The 2,616-nt window shown below is 36.4% G+C and carries 3 protein-coding genes; all 3 read left to right on the top strand.

Annotated elements, in window-relative coordinates:
- Window positions 1-647 (top strand): hypothetical protein (locus tag IQ246_RS29350; RefSeq protein WP_208492359.1); only part of this gene is annotated, 647 nt, incomplete at its 5' end.
- A 62-nt stretch (window positions 648-709) separates the two neighbouring features.
- A complete protein-coding gene (locus IQ246_RS29345; RefSeq protein WP_194006798.1) occupies window positions 710-1,930 on the top strand; it encodes an acetyl-CoA carboxylase biotin carboxylase subunit family protein in 1,221 nt (406 codons plus the stop codon).
- Window positions 1,931-2,616 (top strand): hypothetical protein (locus IQ246_RS29340; RefSeq protein ID WP_194006797.1); only part of this gene is annotated, 686 nt, incomplete at its 3' end.

Below are 2,616 nucleotides of genomic sequence, written 5' to 3'. Positions count from 1 at the left end.
ATAATGGAGTAGATGAAGACCTGCGATCGCAACTAGGAGGTAAACGATTACGGGAAATTCTGCGGTTAATCAGAATGGCAGAAAGAGACTATGAACTTGAGTTTTATACCATCAATCAAATTCTTGCAGATACTTCCATACTTAAAACCACTGCTCATCTTCATGCTTGTAACGTTAACAAGTATGGTCATGCTCTAAATTTTTATAGTTACTCTATTCTGAAACATATATCAGAATCACCGTTAGGAGAAAACTTACTAATCTGTATTCGTAAAGATAAGGAAACTCAACAGTCAATCCAAACCTCTATTTCATTTATCGATCCAAGTCGCTCCCAAATGTACCAATTGGTGCAGGGAATCGATCAAGAAAATATTAGAAAAGGTCACAATCTCTATCTTGTAGACACATATCATCTCTATAAATTTGCCGAAAATCTTGGCATCAGAGAAATTAATCTTGGCAGAGGAGGTCAACACGAAAAACTCAAAATAGGTGCAAATCGGTTTAGTTTACTGAATAACTGGGTAGCCAATGTTAAATTAGACATAAATGAAGAAGTTAGCTTACTTATAAAACGTTCTATGGAAGTTTTAGGTTTAAAAGAACACGAAACAACTATTATTGGAAAATACCCGATGGGGTAAGATAATAAATTTTTTCAAATCCTACAGATAATTCTTGCAAACATCCAAAAGGTGGTTTTGTTATGCCTCGGAAAAATATAATCGTGATCCATCGATGGCCCGATAATTTTGTTGACTACGATAGCTTTATTGATTCCAATAAATATTTGGTACATTACATTGTCAATTCTTCAGGTAAAAGAGGAATTAATGCTGAATCTAATTTAGTTGGTAGTTTGTTTGAATTAGGTGATTTAACCCAGATTGATGCTCTGATAAAATGTACCGAAGAAATTATTGCAAAATTTGGCAAAATTGAAAAGATAATTGCCCCCTCAGAATCTGATTTAATCATCGCTGCTAATTTACGAACAAAGTTTACTGTATCTGGGATTCAAGAAAGCCAAGTGCAGTTTTTTAGAGATAAAGTAGCAATGAAAACAAAAGTCAAAGAGGGAGGAGTTACAGTTCCTGAATTTGTAGATTGTGAAGACGAAATCAAGACTTTAAAATTTGCCGAAAAAATTGGTTATCCGGTAATTTTAAAACCTAAAGATGGGTCTGGTAGCGAAGGAGTTAATCTAGTTCATAATCGGGAAGATTTGGCAATATTTTTAAAAAAAATTAATATTGATAATTATGAATGTGAACAATTTATTCCTGGAACTATATTTCACGTAGATGGATTAGTCCATCATCAGGAAATTATTTTTAGTAGTGTGTCCAAATACCTGAATACTTGTCTCGATTTTAACGATGGCAAAGCTTTGGGTTCTGTGATGATTGATGATGAATTATTGAGAAAAAAAATTGTCGAATTCACCCAGAAAGTATTAGCTACATTAGATCTAAACAATAGTGCATTCCATTTAGAAATTATTTTAAAGGATGAGCGAGAACCTGTATTTTTAGAAATCGGCGCTCGTGTGGGAGGTGGTGGAATTCCTTTCTTGCATAAGGACATTTATGAAATTAATTTAGTTCAAGATTGGATGAAAATGGAGCTTGAAGATTTTTCTGTGTTACATCAAACGAATGAATCAATTATTGGTGGATTTTTAATGATGCCAGAACCCAGGGAGACTCCTTGTAAAGTTTTAAAGTGTAAAGAGCTTAAAGGTACGATAACTACATTATATAAAGAAGTTTTACCAGAGGCGGGTGAAATTTTAGATGGCGAGGGAGGTTATAACCATATTAGCGGCACATTTTTTTATAAAAGTAATAGCTCCAAAGAAATAATAGCAGATATAAAAAAAACAATTAATTCTTTTGAAATCAAATATGAAAAGGTAGAAATTTAAATGCTGAAAAATCAAAAGAAATCCCAATCGGATTTAAAACTTCAACAAACGAAGTTTAAATTGGTAGACAATATCGAAACCGAGAACCTCAAAAATGCCTTGCATCGAGACTCGTCTGTTCCTGGAAATATCACGAAAATTTACTACGACATATCAGCCTTTGACTTGAGGAGCGAAGCAGCATCCTACGTCATCAATCATGGGTTCTGCTCTCAACCCCTGCCTCTTGAAAGTCTGCACTTGCGGGTACCAATGGCAGAGCAGCTACCAAGCAAAAATGGTATGAGTGCGCTTACCACCGAACTTGCTGATCTTCACCAGCCTTTCATTGCTGCTTATCACAAACTCGTGAAGTATATTGCTCAGGAAGTTTTGGGCTTCGACGCTGTGTTCGAGAGCAGTCCACCCCTGCGGTTTCATTTTCCAGTACCGCTCTGTGATCGTTTCAAGTCCAGCAGAGGAAACCACCTGACCCATCATACCGATACCCTCTTCGGGGATTACTTCGAGCAGATCAACTGTTGGTTGCCGCTTACAGACTGCTATGGCAGCAGTGGCCTTCAGATGACGAGTTTTCCAGAGAGCATCTTCATTTTAGACAAGTTCGCCGAGACCTTGGGGTATGATTTTGCAGCTTTTCGTAATTCACGCCAGCAATTCTTCGATTTGTTCAATACGGACGAAGC

Source organism: aff. Roholtiella sp. LEGE 12411 (assembly GCF_015206995.1).
Taxonomy (GTDB): Bacteria; Cyanobacteriota; Cyanobacteriia; order Cyanobacteriales; family Nostocaceae; genus Komarekiella.
Note: the sequence above shows the minus strand (reverse complement) of the source record. Positions and strands in the feature narration are given on the sequence as shown.

What these genes read in the sequence shown, in the direction of transcription:
- IQ246_RS29345 (WP_194006798.1), top strand. Translation starts at nt 710, where the DNA reads ATGCCTCGGAAAAATATAATCGTGATCCATCGATGGCCCGATAATTTT.